Source organism: Bacillus sp. FJAT-29937 (genome assembly GCF_001509555.1).
Taxonomy (GTDB): Bacteria; Bacillota; Bacilli; order Bacillales; family Cytobacillaceae; genus Cytobacillus.
In genome coordinates, this window is sequence record NZ_LMAS01000005.1 from 135,985 (window position 1) to 154,908 (window position 18,924).

The 18,924-nt window shown below is 37.2% G+C and carries 18 protein-coding genes and 1 pseudogene; 8 read left to right on the top strand and 11 right to left on the bottom strand.

Features of this window, described 5'->3' with window-relative positions:
• Nucleotides 1-19: 19 nt before the first annotated feature.
• The 9 genes from AR328_RS12700 to AR328_RS12740 all read right to left on the bottom strand — a co-directional run bounded on the left by AR328_RS12700 (nucleotide 20) and on the right by AR328_RS12740 (nucleotide 8,389).
• A complete protein-coding gene (locus AR328_RS12700; RefSeq protein ID WP_066295391.1) occupies nucleotides 20-217 on the bottom strand; it encodes a hypothetical protein in 198 nt (65 codons plus the stop codon).
• 21 nt (nucleotides 218-238) lie between these two features.
• Nucleotides 239-1,501 carry a cation:dicarboxylate symporter family transporter gene (locus AR328_RS12705; protein ID WP_066295395.1) on the bottom strand — a complete coding sequence of 421 codons (1,263 nt, stop codon included), beginning with the start codon at nucleotides 1,499-1,501 and terminating at the stop codon, nucleotides 239-241.
• Nucleotides 1,502-1,836: 335 nt separating this feature from the next.
• A complete protein-coding gene (locus AR328_RS12710) occupies nucleotides 1,837-2,568 on the bottom strand; it encodes a sulfite exporter TauE/SafE family protein (protein WP_066295398.1) in 732 nt (243 codons plus the stop codon).
• A 101-nt stretch (nucleotides 2,569-2,669) separates the two neighbouring features.
• Nucleotides 2,670-3,266 (bottom strand): fumarate hydratase C-terminal domain-containing protein, encoded by a 597-nt coding sequence (locus AR328_RS12715; protein ID WP_066295401.1) that lies wholly within the window; start codon nucleotides 3,264-3,266, stop codon nucleotides 2,670-2,672.
• Between the two features lie 72 nt (nucleotides 3,267-3,338).
• The gene (locus AR328_RS12720; protein WP_082677220.1) at nucleotides 3,339-4,385 is read right to left on the bottom strand and encodes a YeiH family protein; all 1,047 of its coding nucleotides are present in this window, start codon (nucleotides 4,383-4,385) and stop codon (nucleotides 3,339-3,341) included.
• Nucleotides 4,386-4,552: 167 nt separating this feature from the next.
• Nucleotides 4,553-5,476, bottom strand: coding sequence for a fumarate hydratase (locus AR328_RS12725; RefSeq protein WP_066295406.1), 924 nt, complete (start codon nucleotides 5,474-5,476; stop codon nucleotides 4,553-4,555).
• A 19-nt stretch (nucleotides 5,477-5,495) separates the two neighbouring features.
• A complete protein-coding gene (locus AR328_RS12730) occupies nucleotides 5,496-7,232 on the bottom strand; it encodes an FAD-binding protein (protein WP_066295409.1) in 1,737 nt (578 codons plus the stop codon).
• A 29-nt stretch (nucleotides 7,233-7,261) separates the two neighbouring features.
• Nucleotides 7,262-7,636: a hypothetical protein gene (locus AR328_RS12735; protein WP_066295411.1), complete on the bottom strand. Its 375-nt coding sequence runs from the start codon at nucleotides 7,634-7,636 to the stop codon at nucleotides 7,262-7,264.
• A gap of 30 nt (nucleotides 7,637-7,666) precedes the next feature.
• Nucleotides 7,667-8,389 carry a succinate dehydrogenase/fumarate reductase iron-sulfur subunit gene (locus tag AR328_RS12740; protein ID WP_066295414.1) on the bottom strand — a complete coding sequence of 241 codons (723 nt, stop codon included), beginning with the start codon at nucleotides 8,387-8,389 and terminating at the stop codon, nucleotides 7,667-7,669.
• A 430-nt stretch (nucleotides 8,390-8,819) separates the two neighbouring features.
• Between AR328_RS12740 and AR328_RS12745 the strand changes: the two genes are divergently transcribed.
• The 3 genes from AR328_RS12745 to AR328_RS12755 all read left to right on the top strand — a co-directional run bounded on the left by AR328_RS12745 (nucleotide 8,820) and on the right by AR328_RS12755 (nucleotide 11,469).
• Nucleotides 8,820-9,158 carry a UxaA family hydrolase gene (locus AR328_RS12745; protein ID WP_066295416.1) on the top strand — a complete coding sequence of 113 codons (339 nt, stop codon included), beginning with the start codon at nucleotides 8,820-8,822 and terminating at the stop codon, nucleotides 9,156-9,158.
• 2 nt (nucleotides 9,159-9,160) lie between these two features.
• Nucleotides 9,161-10,318, top strand: coding sequence for a UxaA family hydrolase (locus AR328_RS12750; protein WP_066295417.1), 1,158 nt, complete (start codon nucleotides 9,161-9,163; stop codon nucleotides 10,316-10,318).
• Between the two features lie 80 nt (nucleotides 10,319-10,398).
• Nucleotides 10,399-11,469: an Ldh family oxidoreductase gene (locus AR328_RS12755; RefSeq protein WP_066295418.1), complete on the top strand. Its 1,071-nt coding sequence runs from the start codon at nucleotides 10,399-10,401 to the stop codon at nucleotides 11,467-11,469.
• Nucleotides 11,470-11,649: 180 nt separating this feature from the next.
• Here the strand turns inward: AR328_RS12755 and AR328_RS12760 are convergent, their stop codons facing one another.
• Nucleotides 11,650-12,345, bottom strand: coding sequence for a FadR/GntR family transcriptional regulator (locus AR328_RS12760; protein WP_066295420.1), 696 nt, complete (start codon nucleotides 12,343-12,345; stop codon nucleotides 11,650-11,652).
• A 385-nt stretch (nucleotides 12,346-12,730) separates the two neighbouring features.
• Here AR328_RS12760 and AR328_RS12765 point away from each other — a divergent pair, with 385 nt between their 5' ends.
• Nucleotides 12,731-12,883 (top strand): hypothetical protein, encoded by a 153-nt coding sequence (locus AR328_RS12765; RefSeq protein WP_231734820.1) that lies wholly within the window; start codon nucleotides 12,731-12,733, stop codon nucleotides 12,881-12,883.
• 710 nt (nucleotides 12,884-13,593) lie between these two features.
• Here the strand turns inward: AR328_RS12765 and AR328_RS23075 are convergent.
• Nucleotides 13,594-13,857, bottom strand: a pseudogene (locus AR328_RS23075) (tyrosine-type recombinase/integrase); the annotation flags it as partial.
• 226 nt (nucleotides 13,858-14,083) lie between these two features.
• On the opposite strand from AR328_RS23075, the gene AR328_RS12770 reads away from it, so the two are divergent.
• The 4 genes from AR328_RS12770 to AR328_RS12785 all read left to right on the top strand — a co-directional run bounded on the left by AR328_RS12770 (nucleotide 14,084) and on the right by AR328_RS12785 (nucleotide 18,915).
• On the top strand, nucleotides 14,084-14,806 hold the full coding sequence (locus tag AR328_RS12770; protein ID WP_066295424.1) for a GntR family transcriptional regulator: 723 nt from the start codon (nucleotides 14,084-14,086) through the stop codon (nucleotides 14,804-14,806).
• A gap of 117 nt (nucleotides 14,807-14,923) precedes the next feature.
• Nucleotides 14,924-16,282 (top strand): M20 family metallopeptidase, encoded by a 1,359-nt coding sequence (locus AR328_RS12775; RefSeq protein WP_066295425.1) that lies wholly within the window; start codon nucleotides 14,924-14,926, stop codon nucleotides 16,280-16,282.
• Between the two features lie 51 nt (nucleotides 16,283-16,333).
• Nucleotides 16,334-17,923 carry an ABC transporter substrate-binding protein gene (locus tag AR328_RS12780; protein ID WP_066295426.1) on the top strand — a complete coding sequence of 530 codons (1,590 nt, stop codon included), beginning with the start codon at nucleotides 16,334-16,336 and terminating at the stop codon, nucleotides 17,921-17,923.
• A gap of 71 nt (nucleotides 17,924-17,994) precedes the next feature.
• Nucleotides 17,995-18,915: an ABC transporter permease gene (locus tag AR328_RS12785; RefSeq protein ID WP_066295427.1), complete on the top strand. Its 921-nt coding sequence runs from the start codon at nucleotides 17,995-17,997 to the stop codon at nucleotides 18,913-18,915.
• Nucleotides 18,916-18,924 lie beyond the last annotated feature (9 nt).

Here is an 18,924-nt window from a genome sequence, read left to right on the forward strand (position 1 = left end):
ATTGTCATCTATTAATCTCTTAATTATGTTTAACCTTTTTAGATTTAGGGTTCCCAAAGAACATTAAAGAGCCCGCAACTACTACGCTCCCTATAAGCGCTTCCCCTGGAAATGCATAATCTGCCATCCATTTAAGCTCTTTTAATCCAAGTGTTGCTTGAGGGGAGACCATCATCCAAATTCCGATTGCAAAAAGAATATAACCTAAAACCTTCATTTCATTATTCCCCCTTTGAAATTAGGATGACTTTCTAATTTGATTAATAGCTGGAGCAGGCACTGTTTTCATAGGTGCAAATCGATCTTGTACCATGGCACCAATTAGACCATCATCTGTCGTATTGACTGCTGTACAAATCATAGGGATAAAGCCAGAGTACATGGTAATAAAGGTTGTGATAAATAACGTTGGATCGGGTACTTGCAGAATGGTAGCTATAACAGGGGACATAAAGAATCCCGCACCGCCGGGAACGCCTGGTGATTCCAAGCCCAAAATCCACATAGGCAACACTAATAATAAAATTTCAGATAAGGAAAGAGGAATATCCATCATGGCACAGGTCGTTACAGTCACAATTAATACAGCCATTGTAGAGGTGCTTTTATTTAATACTGTGCCAAACACAACGGATGTCTCAGCGAATTCTGGTTTTAATTTTAAATCTCTTTCAGCTGAAATAATGTTAACCGCCAGTGTATCATAAGACCCACCGGTCCCAAAACCTGTTGAATATACGGTAAAGTAATATTTCCATATTTGCGACCATGTTCTTTTGGAGATCATCTTTGTTAATACAATGATTAGGAGTGTCCATGTTGTAGCTAGAATAAATACCCAAAGGACGGTTTTCCCATAATAGGCAACCCCTTCAGTCCCAAACTTTAACGGAATGTTTATAGCTAAACAACCAATCATGATTGGATAATACCAAAGTAGCCACTTAAATGCTTTTAAAATATAGTCGCTAATAATCATAATATTTCTTGCAATGGGCTCAAATTTTTTGTTAGTCGCAACGATCCAGCCAATTACGACGGAGGCAATTAAAATCTGCAATAATGGCTGCTGGGTGATAATTGTTTTAAATGTACCTAATATACTCATTATGAAGGTAGAGAATCCTGCTACTTCCGCACCTTCTGTCGTAAAATCCAGACCTGCCACTAAAAAAATAAAAAGTGCAGCATATCCTACGGCCACTAGTCCCAAAACAAGGTAGGATGCAAAGATTCTCCCAAACAATTGGCCAGCCTTATCTTTATGTACCAAAATCAACTTTACTGCTGCTCCGGCTAGTAAGAAAAAGATGATAGCTGTAGCAAATGTGACGATGCCTTTTGGAAAATACTGCCCGCTTAGAGCAAGGCCATGCACCACGGGATTGTCAGGTACAAATAAACCAAGTGAAAATCCAATTGCTAGAGTACTGAAAACCCAAAACGGATAAGGAACCCTTTTAAAAAAGTTTTGATCATTCTTTTTCTTTTTTCCCGTCATAGAAACTTCTCCTTTACGAGGATAAAGAAGGTTATAAACTATGTCTGATTACCCCGTTTTTTAATGGTTTTTCAAATTTAACTGCCTTATTTGGTGGTTGGGGCACGTAACCACAACTGATATATTGATTATATTTACAATTTTCAAATAAATCAATATATTAGTTAACTTTTGAGCATAAAGTATCAATTTAAACAAAGAGGTGAATATAGTTTATCTAGCAAATAGTAACCGGATTGTTTCGTATTCCAGGGGATTAATAGAGAAGGGAAATAAAAAACGTACAGTTCAAGCTGTACGTTTTTTGTTCTGTATTCAAGTATGGATCATTTTCCTTAAGTAACGTAAAAGAAGTTCATGATAATCAAATAACCGCCTGTAAAGAGTAGAATCAGATAGGAAATCAATCGAAATGTACTCTGGCTAATCTTCTTAAAAAAGAATTGTCCCAGCAATATGCCTAAAAAAAGCGCAGGAATGGAAATAAGGGAAGAAGTCCAAACAACTGAACTTGTACCGCTAAAGATGATTTGTAAAAGTAAGCTAATGAAATAGACAAAGAGATTGTAGACTAATGGAATATTACGAAAGCTTTCTTTATCCATTGCACTCCCAGAAAAATAAAGTAACAGAGGAGGGCCGGGTATTCCCATGCTTGTCGTTAGAAGGCCAGAAATCCCACCAGTCAAGATGTCCCTTTTCTTAGTTTGGCGGATAGTTAACTTTAAAATAAGAAGAACCGTGAAAGCCAGAATCAGTATCCCCACGATGATCTTTAGCATGGTGACATCCAAATAAAGATAAATCGGAATGCCTAAGAGAGTTCCTACACTACTTCCTTTTATTAAACGTACTAACAGGGCTTTATCGATTTCTTTTCCTATTTTGAAAATCATAAAAATGGAAAGACAAAGGGAAAGAATAATACTAATTTGAATCGCCGTTTGCACGGGATAGATCAAAAATAAAAACGGTGTACTCACAACTGAAAATCCGTAGCCCGTACTTGTTTGAAGAAAAGAAGATATTAGGACAATCAGGAATAGGAAGATCCAAACTTCCTCCATACAATGCCCTCCTTAATGATCAAACTGTAAACAAGATAAGATAAAAGGCAAGAACCCTATTAAAAATAGGACTTCTGCCTTTATCCGTTCATTTCTCCAGTCTAAATTTGATTTAATATATCATCTAGATTTGCTTTTGCGATTTTCTTAATATCCTTGTATTTATTGTTCCCATGGGAATCAATAGAGACAATTAAAGGCCCAAAATCCTTTACCCTGAATTTCCATATGGCTTCAGGCATCAGATCTTCCCACCATACATCTTCAATGGCTTCAACTTGTGTCGTCTCCAATGCTGCCGATCCTCCGAGGATAGAGAAATAACAGCCATTAAAATCAACACATGCCTGACTCCCATCCTCTAGGAGTCCTCCTTTTCCAATAATGACTTTCATGCCATAATCTTGCATTAATCCCCTAGTAAAACGGTCCATACGATAGCTTGTTGTCGTGCCAATGCTAACCTTTTCATATGTACCGTCCTCTAACTTTCTGACTCCCGGAGCGGTATGGAGACCGATTGATCCTTGTAATTGGGGAACAAGGTCAGCCGGCAGATCCACCTTCTTATCAAAAAGGCGAATAAGATTGGCATCACGGATTCCGAAAATGATTCCATCTAAAGTGACTGTATCCCCAGCATATAATTTCTTAATATCTTCATCTGTCAACGGAGCTTTTAATCTATAATGTGCCATAGTACCCCTCCTAGTGGATTTATTAAACCTTGTCATCCTAAAGGCAACTAAACAATTATTCTATTAAATTTGCTAAAAAAGGACAGTAATTAAGAGTAAGCTGATAGCTCCCATGATAATGGAAGAAATTAAACCAACCATTAAGGGACGTATCCCAACAGATTTAATCTTCTTTAAATCAGTTCCCAGACCAACACTGGCCATGACCATTAAAATGACAAATTTAGCAATAAACGTGGTGGGTTCAATAAAGCTGGAAGGCAAAGGGAAAATCGTATTGATCGCGGCAGCCCCAGCAAAAAATAAGATAAAGAACGGAAAGACCTTACTCATTTTTACTTTTTTCTGATCGGCATTCGCCGTTTTATTCTTAATAGAAATAAAAATTGATAATAGGACTGCAACTGGCACGAGCATTAAGGTTCTCATCAATTTAATAACGACGGATGCATCCCCAGCTTCTGTACTGTAGCTGTAGCCAGCTGCAACAACAGAAGAGGTGTCATGGATGGCTGTACCTGCCCATGCCCCGAACATACTATCAGGCATAGAAAGTAAATGGCCAATAAGAGGATAGACTAAGACAGCTAATACATTAAACGCAAAAATGGTGTTAACTGCATAGACGATGTCCTCATCTTTTGCTTTAAGGATTGGCCCTGTCGTGGCAATTGCTGTGGCCCCGCATATTCCAGTCCCTAAACTAATGAGCAGGGGAATATTCCCTTTGAGTTTAAATAACCTTCCGATGAAATAGGTGAGGCCAATACCAAGAATGACAGCAACTAATACGATAATGAGTGTATTTATTCCCAGCTGAAAGATTTCAGAAAAACTAAAGCTAAAGCCAAGAAGAATAATGGCCAGTTTTAATAACTTTTTAAGAGTATAGCCGATTCCAGGAAAAAACACTTCGGGAACAACAAGAAACTGTCTCATAAGGACTCCGATAACAATGGCAATGACAGCCCCGCCGATCAGGGGGAAATCCTTTCCCAAAGAATGGGCGATAAGCCCTATAACAACTGTTAAACCAATCCCCGGAAGATTTTGTGACTTTATAAATGGTATTTTCGAATTGGGGACGGCAGATTTCTCTAATTGAAGTTCGCTGCTCATGTGAAAACCTCCAGCTTAAATTGTGACGATCTGTAATATCTATGGTTGAAAGGAATAAGGTTTTCTTTACTCAATTTCATCTCCCTAATGGGGGGATGAAATTGAGCTTAAATAGGTGACCTTTTTCAAAATCATATGACCCATTAGGTTTAATTATAATACAACTTCTAAAATGAAATTCTAGGATCTTCCCCTTGACTGAAGGTCGCTCTCATTCTTCGCGCAGGCCAACACATCATATTGACAGCTACAGGGTTACATGTCATATGCGTATCTGCTGCTTCAATATGGACTGCTAAGGCTGTCGTACTTCCTCCTAAGCCTTGGGCACCTAATCCCAATTTATTGATTAAAGTAAATAGTTCCTCCTCAAGTTCCCGTACATTTGGATCCGGATTAGGAGAACCAACTTCACGTGCCGCGGCTTTTTTCGCAAGTGCTGCACATTTGTCTGCCGTTCCGCCGATTCCGATTCCCACGATTGTAGGGGGACATGGATTGGCGCCAGATTCAAATACACATTCTAAGACGTATTTTTTAATCCCTTCAATACCGGCGGCAGGCGTTAACATCTTCAAATAACTCATGTTTTCAGAACCCGATCCCTTCGGAACAATTAGAATTTCTATTTGATCGCCTCCCACAAATTCATAGTGAATAATAGGGACTTGGTTTCCGGTAGAAGTGCCATGGTTTTTTCTTGTTAATGTGTTTACAATACTGCTTCTTAATGGATGTTCAAGCGTAGCCCGTTCCGTTCCTTTTCTAATGGCCTGCTCTAGTCTTAGACCATCAAAACGCACTTGATTTCCTACCTTTACAAAGTATACAGGAATCCCTGTGTCTTGGCAGATTAATAATTTTTGATCATCCGCAGTGGAAACAGTCTTGATAAGTGTTGCTAGAATCTCTTTTCCACTTTCTAACTCTTCATTTTCGTAAGCTCTTTCTAAGGCAGTTCTAACATCAGGCGGTAGGTCCTTAAGAGATTCAATATAAAGAGTTTTGCAGGATTCCTCGACACTTTTATAAAAATCTTGTTCTACTCCCCAAACATGCTTGTAATCTGCAGCATAATCAGCAACTGTCATAGAGACCACTCCTCTTTTGTTATTTGGAAGCTACTTCGATCTTAAATCCTTCCATTGTTGCCACATCGATACGGGTTTGTTTCGTTTTTTCTACATGATAGCGGGGTTCTCCGGCTTCACCCTTATTCACATATATATTGCTTAACCATTGTTCATCATTTCTTTCCCGATAATCCTCTCTGTAGTGAGAGCCTCTGCTTTCAGTACGCATTAAGGCACTAGCCGTAACCATCTTGGCTATCGTTACGAGATTACGAACATTTAAGAATTCTTGCCATGTTAGATTATAGTGTCGTGAACCTTTCACAGATACACGCTCAATTCGCTCTTCTAATATTCGAAGTTCATCTAAAGCAATCTCTAGATCCTTCCCATTTCGGACGAGACCAACTTTTTCCCACATTAGGTTTTTCAAATCATTGCGAATATAAAAGGGATTTTCGCCTTCATCATTATGAAAAGGCTTTACAATATCATCAATAAAGGACTGAACTTGGGCATCTGATATTTTTCCGCTAGTGCCGACGGAATTAATATAGGAAACAGCCGCATCGCCAGCTCTGGCACCAAATACAGTTGAGTCACAAACGCCATTTCCGCCAAGGCGGTTTGCTCCGTGAACGCCACCAGCATCCTCACCGGCCACAAATAACCCGGGAATATTTGATTCACAGTTGTTCGATATCCTTACTCCACCCATATGAAAGTGGGCTGCTGGGGAGATCTCTACTGGCTCCACGCTTAAATCCTTACCAACATCCCGGCAGCGTTCGACCATGCCAGGGAACATTCGCCGTACATTTTCTTTCCCAAGATGGGATACATCCACGTATACTCCACCTAACGGAGTTCCGCGGCCTTCCATAATTTCCATATAGGCTGCTCTTGAAACCCGGTCTCTTGTAGAGCGCTCCATACGTTCTGGATCATAATTTTTCATAAATCTTTCGCCAAGAGAATTGATTAAGTAGCCGCCAGCTCCGCGAAGGCCTTCTTCAAGAACACCCCCATTTAACCGTGAATTCTCGGCAAGCAGTCCTGTTGGATGGAATTGCATCATTTCCATATCCAAAAACTCTGTACCTGCCCGGTAACACATAGCCATTCCATCCCCCGATTTCTCAAGGCTAGGGGTTGCAATCTTGTACATGGTGGCGGCACCGCCTGTCCCGACAATAACAGCTTTACAATGAACGACAATAAATTCGCCGGTTCTCATATTGAGCATTAAACACCCAGCGACTCTGTGTTTTTCTTCATCAAATAATATATCGATAGCCCTTACTTCATCCCACGCGGTGACGTTTGGTTTCGCATAAAGCTGGTCACGCATCCGAGAAATAATTTCAATTCCTGTTAAGTCTCCCTTGTGAACAGTCCTGTCGAATGTTTGACCAGCAAAGGGCTTCTGGTGAATCGTTCCATCTTCATTTCTATCAAAAAAGACGCCCATTTTTGTTTCTAACTCTCTTATTCTTTTTGGCGCATCATTTACTAGCGTCCATGCCAACTCCTGATCATTGATTCCGCCTCCGCCTTTAATCGTATCCTTAAAATGCTTTTCAAATGAATCATCTGGATGGAGTACAACATTATAACCGCCTTGGACCATACGGGTACATCCGCTTTTTCCAATTAACCCTTTTGCTGAAACGATAATTTTTAAATTAGGGTTCTGATCAGCAGCATGATGAGCTGCAAATAAACCAGCACCGCCACTCCCCAAGATTAGAATGTCTGTCTCTACGCGTTCCAATGAGTTCACCTACTCTTTTTAATATGTTACTAGGACACAATGACATAAAACATGACAGCACATAAAACCGCACCAATAACGGTAAAAATAGTAAACACACTTCGATTATCTTTTACAATACCGAAATCAATTAGGATTACCCTAAAGCCATATAAGGCATGGAAAATTAAAGCAAATATTAAGAGAGCATCTAAAAAAGCGTTTAAATGTAAAGAAGAGAAAATACCGATGCCTGGAAGTTTTCCGACCATTGCATAACCACTATAGATTTTTAATGGTAAGCAAAATAGAAGGATTAATGCTGTAACTCTTTGAACAATCCATGCAATATAGCCAACAAAAGGACGTTGTTTTACTTTTACTTCCTGAACATTTTTACTTGTTTGCAAACTAGTTGAAGCCATTCCCCAACCATCTCCTATCGTTTAGTCGAATTACCACTTCATACCTATTGCTCTTTTCAGCTGCTTCATTTTGATTTTCTGGATTGTTGCCATTGGTTTAATTCCTTTTGGACAAACTTCTACACAAGCACTGAAAGAACGGCAGCCAAATGCCCCATCTGTTTCTACCACCATGTCGAGCCTTTCATCTCTAGCTCCATCTCTTTCATCTGCAATCAAATTGTAAGCTCGGTTTAAGGCAGCTGGACCGATAAACTCATCCACCCCTCTAAGTGAAACGGTATTACAGGATTGAAAACACAATCCGCAAGTAATACAATCTTGGTTTTCATCTATGATTTCTCGTCTTCCTGATGATGGAGGAATGATAGCAAACTCATCCGTATCTTCTTTCGGAACAAAATAAGGTTTTACCTTCTCCCAATTTTGAAAGAATGAATCCATATTGACGGCTAAATCCTTTATTACGTCCATGTTCCTCATAGGCTGAACTAATATTTTATCCCCTAAATGTTCAATTTTTGTTCGGCATGCTAAACGGCCGCGCCCATTAATGACCATCCCGCAGGAACCGCACATACCCAGTCTGCATGCACACCGAAAAGATAAACTTGGATCCTGATCCTCAACGATTAGAAACAAGCTATCCAATACCGTCATATTTTTTTTGGCTTCAATTTGAAATGATTCATACTTAGGCTCATCATCAATTTGTGGATCAAACCGCATGACTGTTACTTCAACATCCTTCATAATCAGTACCCCCAATTTGTGTGGCTAATTAAGACCTTACTTCTTCTATCCTCCTTTTGAATTTTGATTATAGATAGAACTAATAAAATTCTCCCTAGCCTCTGGAATTATGGCATAGTGACCCAACCAATATAAATTTATTAAATCACTATTTGGAGTGTAATTCAATATTTTTAAAATATTTTGACTAATTTAATTTTTGATAAAGAATAAGAAGGATTGTAAATCTTTAATTATAGGAACCTTTTAATTAATGGCTGAGGGAAGTATATAAGATGTAAAAAAAGAGTCCTCATTTTGCAGCATTGAAAAATTTAATTTAAAATATTTAGAAAATTTAATAATTAGTGTTGACTATTAATTAATTTGGTGTTTTAATAAAGTCATAAATAAATTGGTTGGGTCACCAAACCATTAAGGAGGCTTTATCATGGGAAATAATAGTCAATCAAGCATTCTTACTGAAAAGCAGGAATCAAAGGCTGTAAGCACTCATAAGTTCCTCATTCACCATAGAGGGGATCATGTAGGTGTTGCTACTAGCCCGATTAAAGAGGGAGAAAAGGTAGTCGGCATTTATATGGATGATAATTCAGATGTGGTCGTAACAGCTAAAGGGGATATTCCTTTAGGGCATAAAATTTCTTTAGTTAATCTAAACCAAGGAGAACCAGTCATAAAATATGGCGTTCAAATCGGTATCACGACTGAAGAATGGACTATTGGCGATTATGTTCACACACAAAATATTAAAACGGCGAGGTGGTAAGAATGGGACAACAACTTTTTGGATATCGTAGAGAAAATGGTAGAGTTGGAATTCGCAATCATGTAATTATTTTGCCAGTTGACGACATTTCAAATGCGGCTTGTGAAGCCGTTGCGAAACAGGTTCAAGGAACAATGGCTCTTCCTCATGCATATGGCAGACTTCAGTATGGACCAGATTTAGACTTGCATTTTAGAACAATGATTGGAACTGGTTCCAACCCGAACGTAGCTGCTGTCATCGTCATTGGAATCGAGGAAAATTGGTCTAAGAAGATTGCTGACGGGATTGCTGAAACTGGTAAACCAGTATCCTACTTCTCTATTGAAGGAAATGGGGATTTGGAAACGATTCGTGCAGCATCTTGGAAAGCGAAAGAGTATGTTCAATGGGCGACAGAACTACAAAGGGAGCCAATTGAATTAAAGGATCTGATAGTAAGTATTAAATGTGGAGAGTCTGACACAACTACTGGACTAGGTTCATGCCCAACAGTATCTCAAGCAGTTGACCGTTTAGTTGACGCAGGCGCGACTGTATTTTTTGGAGAAACATCAGAGCTGACAGGAGGAGAACATTTGATTAAGAATCGAATGGCTACTCCAGAGATGGAAGATAAATTCATGGCCATCTATAACGATTATGTAGGAGAAATTGAATCAAAAGGCGTTGATTTATTAGGATCACAACCGACACAAGGAAATATCGCCGGCGGCCTTTCAACAATTGAAGAAAAAGCTCTTGGTAATATTGCAAAAACAGGAACGAAGCAAGTCATTGGTGTATTAGAACCTGCTGAAAAACCTACAAATGGAGAGGGTTTATATTTTATGGATACTTCTTCCGCCGCGGCTGAATGTATTACATTGATGGCTGCAGGGGGAGCGGTGCTGCATTTATTCCCTACAGGACAAGGAAATATTATCGGTAATCCGATTGAACCTGTCGTTAAAATTACGGCAAACCCTATTACGGCAGGGACTATGAGCGAACATATTGATGTTGACGTACAGGGATTACTATCTCGTCAGATTTCAATAGAAGAAGCTGGGGATCAGTTAATGGAAATGATTGCCCGTACTGTAAATGGCCGACTTACAAGTGCTGAAGCATTAGGACATAAAGAGTTTGTCATGACAAAGTTATATCGCAGTGCTTGATAATGATTCTCCCTATACATTTTGTATAGGGAGAAGTTCTTTATTCATAGATTAAAATATTAAACTTTGGGGAGTTAATAATGAATACTTTCAATGAATCTGATCTCAAATTGTTTTGTAATAGGGTTTTAGAAGGTATGGGAATGAATAAAGAGAATTCTGACATAGTTGCGGATTCTTTAATACGAGCTAATTTAGAAGGCGTTGACAGTCATGGTATTAGCAGGCTTCCTATTTATTCAAAGCGTTTTACTGATAAAAGGATTAATTTAAATCCTGATATCTCAATGGAGGAAAGCACTCCTTCTGTTCTATTAGTTGATGGAGATAATGGACTCGGACACGTGGTTACCTATCATTCTATTTTAAAAGGAATGGATATGGCGAAACAAAGTGGAATTTCCGCAATTGCCATTAAAAATAGTAATCATTTTGGGACGGCTTCATACTACTGCCAATTAGCATGTGAACAAAACCTTGCCTGTATCGGATTTACTAACTCGCCATCCGGAATTGCCCCTTGGGGAGGTAAGAGTGCCTTTTTTGGTACTAACCCTATCGCATTTGGATTTCCAACTGGAAATGATCAACCGGTTATTATTGATTTATCTACTAGTATTGTAGCAAGAGGGAAAATAATTTTGGCTGCCAAACAAGGAAAAGATATTCCAGATGGGTGGGCGATCGATGAAAAGGGTCATCCTACCAATGATCCTGAGGAAGCATTAAGAGGAGCTGTATTGCCGCTTGGCGGAGCGAAAGGCTCTGCTTTAGCATTAGCAGTAGAAATTTTAACAGGTATTCTTTCCGGTGCTGCGTTTGGTCCTCATGTTAAAAATTTGTATGATGAAAATGAAACTGGCCAGGCCAATGTTGGTCACTTTTTCATTTTGATGGATATTGAAAAATTCATGAATATAAACATTTTTTTCGAGTCCATTCAAAACCTTCTTGAAGAAATGAAAGACTTGCCTAAAGTTCCTGGAACGAATGAAATTAGGTACCCAGGGGAAAGAAGAAACAGGGAAAGGGAGCTGCGGCTTTCGGAGGGGATACAATTATCACCAAGTGTAGAAGAGGAATTAATTGAATTAGGCATCAAGTATAACGTAAAATTTCCAACACCTAAGTCCCTAGAAAAAACATTATAAATATAGGAAGGCTGTGAGATTAGTCATTCAATCTGAACAGCCCTTTTTTCTGTGTAAAATTAAATTGTCGTTGGATTTATTGAACAAGCCTTGATGTACGAAGTAATCATCAGCGCAGAGAAATAAAGCCAACGACATTTACATTCTAGATTGAGAGCAGACGTTCATGAATGTTTTTATTTATTTGACATTTGAAGCGTTGCTGAGGGAATGTTCAACACTGTCTAGATGGTCTTTCATTAATTGTTGGGCGACCGTAATATTCTTTTGTTTTATGGCTTGTAATATTTTTGCATGTTCCTGAACTGATTGTTTGACGCGGCCAGGGATTTGAATGGATTTATTGCGAGACTCTGATAGTAAATCAATTAAGAAATTCATGATTCTAACAAGTACTTCATTTTTGGAATTGTTAGCTAATGTGATATGAAATTTATGATCCAACTCGGCCAGGCGATTATAATCAATTTCGCCAGCTAATATGTCTTTCGCTTCGTTCACAATTTGTTCTAATTCATTAAATTGATCATCACAAGAATTTTCAATAGCCCATTTGACAGTCCATTCCTCAAGAATCTTTCGAACAGCAAAAAAGTCTTTGATTTGATCAGATGTTACAAAAAAGGCCTCGGTCATCTTTTGAATTAGATGTTCAGGTGAAGCAACAAATACCCCTATTCCATGTTTAACAGTGAGGTATCCATACGCTTCAAGTATTTTATAAGCTTCCCTGACTGTATTTCTGCTTACGGAAAGCTCAGTCCCCATTTCCCTTTCACCTGGAATTTTATCTCCAACCTTGTATTCCCCATTTTGAATTCTTCTCTTTATACTGTCGGCGACTTGTTCAGAAATCCCTTTCCGATTAATTTGCATCTGACCCTCAACCTCCTATCATCGTGTTTTGTTATTAATGAAGTAATATCATTGAAGAAAGAACATTTTATCCTATTGGATAAGTTGAAAGCGCCATCAATTGAGTTTGGCTTATTGTCTCATTTTATTTGTCGGTGTATTGATTGGGTGACCCAACCAATAAACCTTACTATAATTAAACCATTTTACAATGAACTAATCAACCAAATTATTAAACTAGAAAAATAATACATTAGTCTCTTTTCTTTTTGATTTTAGCATGGTGGGTGATAAACAGCCATGATAAAATTAACCCCTAAGTTTTGAACAAGAATAGTCTTATTTTTACGATATTTTGCCAGCACAATTTGAAGAGATTAGTGGGAAACTAAAAGAATTTGAGAAAATGTATGATAATCAGCCATTTGAAGTAGTATTCAAGGATATTCTAAATGGAGAGATTCATTGGGATGAAGTCGATAATATCAGTGATTATTTGGAATGGGAAGCTTTAGTTGAAGACCTACAGCAAATGAAAAAGAAAATGGGTATTCAATAATGATGAGCGAATAGGAATTAATAAAGAAAATCGCTGAAATATCAAGGGAATATTCTTCCGTTACCAATGGCGTTTATGAAATTGTAAGATTTAAACAAAAGCGTGCTAGAGGAGAATAAAGTAGCGTCCCTTGAAAAAATGTAAGAATATACTAGGGGTATAAAAGGAAAAGAACGTTTCTTCTTAATATTCCTTTGTTTTTGTATTCGGGAAACAGATCCTCATGTGGGGTGCAAACATGTTCGGGTCAATAATTTTATAAATATTTTTCGTCTATTTTTCGGCAAAGCAGCCACTACAAATCTATCTGATCACTAATTGAATCTTTTAAATACCTATTTTACTTAGCTAGTTTTCCAATAACCTCCACAAATGGCATTTGCATTAATTCTGCCCAATTCACTTCATTTTTATCTATTCCAGTTTCTATTATTCTAAGATGTTTAGATTGGGATAAGTCTACAACAGGGATACCATTTAATTCACCAGTTACGGTGCGAAATATACACTCATCATCGTAAATATCAAGGACAAATCTTTTATCAAATACATTGCTCCACTTTCTATTTCTGGTCGAAAGTCTGGATCCTCCGTATTTTTAAAATATACATTAGTAATTTCAATCATTAAAATTCCTCTTTCCCCTAGTTTTTTAGTTCCAATTCAAAGCAATTTTATAAAAATAATCTTTAACAGTGCTTGATTCTTTACTAGAATTTCGGCAAAACATCAACAGCATCCGCCAAATCACTATATGAATCCTTTAAGTATATGCTGGTTGTCGCGTTATTGCAGTGACCTGCGAGTCTCCGCACTTTTTCAATATCATTATTCGTTGCTTTTAACATCCACTTACAAAACGTATGCCAGAACAGGCGTTAATCTTTTCTTCGGCAAACTATATTCTTCAATCATTGTCTGGATCCCGGGGACTGTGAACTTCGATGATCTTTGGCTTAAAAGACATAGGGGGAAATAAAATAAAAACCTATTAAAATGATAAGTTCAATAACTTGTAGCAAACAAGATAGTGGGGGGCAGAATAAACTAAATAAAATAAAAATATAAAATTTTCAAATAAATGTTGAAATTATCCAATAATGTTGTTAATCTGTTAAAAAGAGTTTATTAATACTATCTTCATAGGTAAAAGAAAGATGAGCGCAGTTATTATAATATTATAAACTTTAGGAGCACTCCATGAAATTAAATAAAAATTTACCAACACCGCTATATCATCAGGTTAAAGATTATTTAAATGAAAAAATAGTAAATGGTGATTGGGAACCAGGATATCAACTTCCATCAGAAAAGGAACTCGCCATCCAATTTAATGTTAGTACAATCACTGTTAAAAGAGCAATTCATGATTTGGTTAGCAAAGGTATTTTATATCGTCAAAGAGGAAGGGGGACATTTGTAAGAAAAAAAGATGATAAAGATATTTTTCAGTTAGTGACATTAAGGAATGAGAATAATGATTCAACATCACATCCCCACAAAACGTTAAGTTTTAGAGAAGAAAAAGCGAGTGAAAAAGTTAGTAAAGCTTTAAATTTAAGTCCCGAAGAGAAGGTATATAAAATTCACAGATTAAAGCTAGAAGAAAAAGACGTAATAGGGATTGAATACACATATATACCGTCAATGTTATTTCCTGGATTAACTCAATTGTCTATTGATAATGATTTAATTTACAATGTGTTTATTAATAAATATGGAATGCTATTAGGAAAAGCTAAAATATTCTTTTCAACAATCATTTCTTCCGAATATGAATCAAAGTTAATGAAGATTCCTATGGGAGAGCAGCTATTTGTATTAGAACGATATACTTATACAAATGACCAAAAGGCAGTTGAATACTCTAAATTTATTATTAGGCATGATAAGTCTAGGTACTTTATAGAAATAAATCTGTAATGCACTGTTTGCATGTATTAAATGATTATAAAGATATAATGTTATAACTTTATATCTTTATAATCTAATGAAAATTTCCTTACATAACCTTTAGAAAAGAAGGAAGGGATATAAAAGATGGAAAAGGTCTATCAATACATAGAAGGAAATGCAGAGGAGTATATAAACTGGTTAATTGAATCATGTAATCAACCTAGTGTCTCAGCCCAGGATCGTGGAATGGTGAAAATGAAAGAGTTAGTTAAAAGCTTTTTAAAAAAAATAGATGTTGAAATTGAAGAAATAGAAACAGCTGGGTACCCAATTATTTATGGGGAATTAGACACTGGTAAGGAAAAAACGCTGACTTTTTATAATCACTATGATGTACAACCCGAGGATCCAATTGATCAGTGGGTAAGTAATCCTTTTGAAACAAGTATTAGAGATGGAAAAATATTTGCGCGTGGGGTAGCAGATAATAAAGGGAATTTAATTGCCCGTATCTGTGCAATCCATGCCTATAAAGAAGTCTATGGTGAGTTACCGGTAAACATAAAATTTATATTTGAAGGAGAAGAGGAAGTCGGAAGTCCGCATTTAGAGTTTTTTGCGAATAACTTTCCCGAAAAACTAAAAACCGACGGGATAATCTGGGAGGGGGGATCAAGGGGAGTAGAAGATAAACGCCCTCATGTTGGCTTAGGAGTAAAAGGAATCTGCTATCTTGAATTAGTTTGTAAAGGAGCAAAAACGGATTTACATTCCTCTGAGGCAGCCATTATTGAAAATCCAGCTTGGAGATTAATTTGGGCATTGAACACTTTAAAAGATCAAGAAGAAAACATACTAATTGAGGGTTTCTACGATGATATTATTCCTTTAACTGAAAGGGATATAGGATTTATCCAATCCATGCATTTTGATGAAGAAAGAACAAAGGATTTGTATGGTATTAAAGACTTTCTTAATAATGTTACGGGGGATAAATTGAAAGAAGTATTAACTGCCCAACCGACCTGTACCATTTGTGGAATTGATTCCGGTTATACCGGGGAAGGATCGAAAACAGTACTTCCTTCAATAGCAAAAGTAAAGTTGGATTTTAGGCTAGTTCCAAATCAGTCACCTGAAAACATTGTTCAGTTACTTCGTAAACATTTAGATCGCAACAGTTTTGAAGATATAGAGATTAAGCAATCACATGGAATGCTGCCTTTTAACACAAATCCTCACGATCCATTTGTAGATGTTATTTTAGATAGCATAGACGAGGTTTATGAAGAAGAACCAATCATATTACGGAATTTAGCTGGGTCTAGCCCTATGTATAAGTTGTTAAATAACACAAATATTCCTGCTGTACAGATTGGTGTAGCAAATACACAATCTAGCTTCCACGCACCAAACGAAAATATATTTGTTGATGATTATATTCAAGGAATTAAAGCTACGGTTGCTGTAATAAAAAATTTAGGACAACTGCAATTAAAATAGTCCGAATATTTTTATTAATAAATTTTTTTAAAAATCTAAGGGGGCAGGGAAATGAAAAAAAGGTATTTGACATTTTTAGCAATATTGTTTGCGACAGTCATCTTTGTAATAGGTTGCAGCAATAGTCCTTCATCATCCAATGAAAACGCATCTGAAAAAACTTCTGAAAAAACATCAGAAAATGGGACAAAAGTTAGTGCGGAAAAGAACGCTTTAATCATAGCACAGAGTGCTGATTTAACTACTATGGATCCTCAAAATTCTTTGAGTACGAATGGGGATAGGGTTTTCAGGAATATGTTTAGCCGTTTATTCTACCGTGATAATGACATGGAAATCAAACCAGAGCTTGTGGATACTTATGAAAACATCGATGAGGAGACATGGCAATTTAAATTATTTGAAGGTGTAAAATTCCATAACGGAGATTCTTTAACGGCTGAAGATGTAAAGTTTAGTCTTGAACGTGTCATGACTGATGAATCTTTAAAGGAATATCCTTATTTTACCCAACTTAAAGAGGTAAATGTTATTGATGAATTAACAGTTGAAATCAAAACAGATGGTCCAATGCCAACTTTACTAAGATTACTAGCTAAGAGTGGTGCAGATGTAGTACCAAAAAATTATTTTGAAAAAGTAGGTCTTGAGGAATTTCAGAAGAATCCTGTTGGATCGGGACCTTATAAATACGTTGAATGGAAGCGTGATGACAAAGTTGTACTAGAAGCATTTGATGGTTATTTTGGCGATGCCCCTAAGTGGAAGGAAGTTATTGTACGTGCAATTCCCGAAAGTTCTACCCGTGTCGGAGAATTGCTGACAGGTGGAGTAGATATAGCTACTGATATTCCTCCAAATGAATGGGATCGTGTTAAGGGGGAAAATGGAACTTCCCTAATTAATGGGGATACAACACGTGTTATGTTGCTAATGCTTCGCCATACTGACGGGTATGTAACTGCTGACCCAAGAGTAAGGGAAGCAATCGATTTGGCCATTAACGAAAAGGCTATTGTTGACTCTGTGTTGAAAGGTACGGCAGTTCCAGTGCGTTCTCGTGTACCAAAAGGGGTGCTTGGATCAAATCCAGATTTATATGATGCGTATGTTTATGATGTAGAAAAAGCAAAGTCATTATTGGCTGAAGCTGGATATGCAGATGGCCTTGAGTTAACATTTACTGCTCCTAAAGGAAGATATCCGCTTGACGGAGAAGTTGCTCAATTAATTGCTGGTATGTTGGGTGAGGTAGGAATTAAAGTGAATTTGGAATTGTTAGAATCAAGTGCTTTTCTAGATAAATATAACTCTAAATCTAACAAAGAACTAATAATGATAGCTTTAGCTGATGGATTGCTAGATGCATCGTATTCTTTAGTTCATTACACTAAGGATCGCGCAGCAGGACAAACGGATTATTTTAATGAAGAAGTTGAGAATCTATTTAATGCAGCTGGAAGAAATTTAAATGAAGAGGAAAGAATACAACAATACCAAAAAATTCAAGAAATTGTAGCTGAAGAAAGACCCCATATTTTCTTGTTTCAACAAGGTGCTAACTATGGGGTAAATGACAATGTGAATTTTGCTCCAAGACTCGACGAGGTTATTAATTTCTCAGATATTACTTTAAAGTAATAAAAATTATTAGCGGGGCTTGAAATGATTTCTCATTTAGTCCCGCTTAATTTTTAAGGGGGTTGGAAAAGTTGAAAAAGAGGTATCTTTCAAGAAGATTAATACAAATTATTCCCACCTTGTTTATCATTACTTTTGTCGTTTTTGTATTAGTCTATATGGCAGGAGATCCCGTTTCCTTAATGTTGCCAGAAGATGCTTCTGATGCGGATCGAGAGGCACTGAGAGAGGCGTTAGGACTTAAGGATCCCTTCATTATTCAATACTTCAATTTTTTAAGTAATCTAGCTACGGGTAATTTCGGAACTTCTTTTCGTTATAATCAGGAAGCGTTACCACTTGTATTGGAACGACTCCCAGCAACCTTTGAACTTGCAACAGCTTCTATGGTAGTAGCAATTGTTATTGCAATTCCACTTGGCATTTATTCAGCAAGAAAAAGAAATAGCTTCGTAGATTTGTTTATTACCGGAGGTTCGGTGTTAGGAAAAGCGATGCCAAACTTTTGGTTAGGAATTATGTTAATCCTTTTTCTAGCTGTCAACTATCACTTTTTTCCGGTCTCAGGACGGGGAACATTAGCTCATTTAATCTTACCTGCTATTACGCTAGGGACAGGGATTGCTGCGGAAATGACAAGATTAATTCGTTCGAGTATGTTAGAGATTTTAAATCAAGATTATATCCGGACCGCAAAAAGTAAGGGGGTAAGTGATCCTAGTATTATCTTTAAACATGCTTTTAGGAACTCACTAATCCCAGTTGTAACCATTATGGGTCTTCAAATTTCATCACTTGTAAGTGGGGCCCTCATTACTGAAACAGTATTTTCATGGCCAGGTTTGGGATTGTTGCTTGTTCAGGCGGTTAATGGGAGAGATATGGCAATCGTTCAGGCTGCGGTTTTTGTAATCGCTATACTAGTTATTGTTATTAATCTCATTACTGACTTACTTTATCGATTGTTAGACCCAAGAATTAATTATTCATAGGGGGTGTTC

What these genes read in the sequence shown, in the direction of transcription:
- AR328_RS12760 (WP_066295420.1), bottom strand. Translation starts at nt 12,345, where the DNA reads ATGCAAATTAATCGGAAAGGGATTTCTGAACAAGTCGCCGACAGTATA.
- AR328_RS12755 (WP_066295418.1), top strand. Translation starts at nt 10,399, where the DNA reads ATGAATACTTTCAATGAATCTGATCTCAAATTGTTTTGTAATAGGGTT.
- AR328_RS12750 (WP_066295417.1), top strand. Translation starts at nt 9,161, where the DNA reads ATGGGACAACAACTTTTTGGATATCGTAGAGAAAATGGTAGAGTTGGA.
- AR328_RS12745 (WP_066295416.1), top strand. Translation starts at nt 8,820, where the DNA reads ATGGGAAATAATAGTCAATCAAGCATTCTTACTGAAAAGCAGGAATCA.
- AR328_RS12705 (WP_066295395.1), bottom strand. Translation starts at nt 1,501, where the DNA reads ATGACGGGAAAAAAGAAAAAGAATGATCAAAACTTTTTTAAAAGGGTT.
- AR328_RS12740 (WP_066295414.1), bottom strand. Translation starts at nt 8,389, where the DNA reads ATGAAGGATGTTGAAGTAACAGTCATGCGGTTTGATCCACAAATTGAT.
- AR328_RS12770 (WP_066295424.1), top strand. Translation starts at nt 14,084, where the DNA reads ATGAAATTAAATAAAAATTTACCAACACCGCTATATCATCAGGTTAAA.
- AR328_RS12715 (WP_066295401.1), bottom strand. Translation starts at nt 3,266, where the DNA reads ATGGCACATTATAGATTAAAAGCTCCGTTGACAGATGAAGATATTAAG.
- AR328_RS12720 (WP_082677220.1), bottom strand. Translation starts at nt 4,385, where the DNA reads ATGAGCAGCGAACTTCAATTAGAGAAATCTGCCGTCCCCAATTCGAAA.
- AR328_RS12700 (WP_066295391.1), bottom strand. Translation starts at nt 217, where the DNA reads ATGAAGGTTTTAGGTTATATTCTTTTTGCAATCGGAATTTGGATGATG.
- AR328_RS12725 (WP_066295406.1), bottom strand. Translation starts at nt 5,476, where the DNA reads ATGACAGTTGCTGATTATGCTGCAGATTACAAGCATGTTTGGGGAGTA.
- AR328_RS12710 (WP_066295398.1), bottom strand. Translation starts at nt 2,568, where the DNA reads ATGGAGGAAGTTTGGATCTTCCTATTCCTGATTGTCCTAATATCTTCT.
- AR328_RS12780 (WP_066295426.1), top strand. Translation starts at nt 16,334, where the DNA reads ATGAAAAAAAGGTATTTGACATTTTTAGCAATATTGTTTGCGACAGTC.
- AR328_RS12765 (WP_231734820.1), top strand. Translation starts at nt 12,731, where the DNA reads ATGTATGATAATCAGCCATTTGAAGTAGTATTCAAGGATATTCTAAAT.
- AR328_RS12775 (WP_066295425.1), top strand. Translation starts at nt 14,924, where the DNA reads ATGGAAAAGGTCTATCAATACATAGAAGGAAATGCAGAGGAGTATATA.
- AR328_RS12735 (WP_066295411.1), bottom strand. Translation starts at nt 7,636, where the DNA reads ATGGCTTCAACTAGTTTGCAAACAAGTAAAAATGTTCAGGAAGTAAAA.